This is a genomic window from Hymenobacter agri (assembly GCF_054778495.1).
On the sequence record NZ_BAAGZM010001182.1, the window covers coordinates 1 to 673 of the forward strand.

The following is a 673-nucleotide window of genomic DNA, read 5'->3' on the forward strand; positions in this document are numbered from 1 at the left end:
CGGCCGAGGACTGCGCCATCGTGCTGGCCGCCCTCACCGCCGCCGGCCCCGATGCCCGCGACCCGGCCACGATGCTGGCCCCCAACCGTTTCGAGTACGCCTTCGGTACCAACCTCAAAAAGCTGCGCGTCGGCTACATCAAAAGAGCTTTCGACCAGGACTACCCCACCAAGGCCAACGACCTGGCTACGCTGGAGGTATTGCGCAAGCTGGGCGTGGAGCTGGTGCCGCTGGAGCTGCCGGCGCTCTCGCCGGGGATGCTGCGCTTCATCCTCACGGCCGAGGGCGCAGCGGCATTCGACGACCTCACCCGCTCGGGCCGCGACGGTCAGATGGTGCTGCAGAACCGTTCGGCTTGGCCCAACACCTTCCGCTCGTCGCGCTTCATTCCGGCCGTGGAGTACATCCAGGCCCAGCGCGTGCGCAGCCTGCTCATCGAACAGATGGACGCGCAATTGAAAGGTTTCGACTGCTACATCACGCCCACGTTCAGCGCCAGCCTGATACTCACCAACCTCACCGGGCACCCGGCCGTGGCGCTACCCAACGGCCTCACTGCCGCCGGCCTGCCCACCACCATCACCTTCATGGGCCAGCTCTACGAGGAGGGCAAGCTGCTGGCCCTGGCCAAAGCCTACCAGGATGCCACTAGCTTCGACGAGCAGCACCCGCC

At 66.4% G+C, this 673-nt stretch carries 1 protein-coding gene; it reads left to right on the forward strand.

The window, feature by feature from the left end:
• On the forward strand, positions 1 to 673 hold a 673-nt coding region (locus ACYVDE_RS25215), incomplete at both ends, for an amidase family protein (protein WP_460504259.1).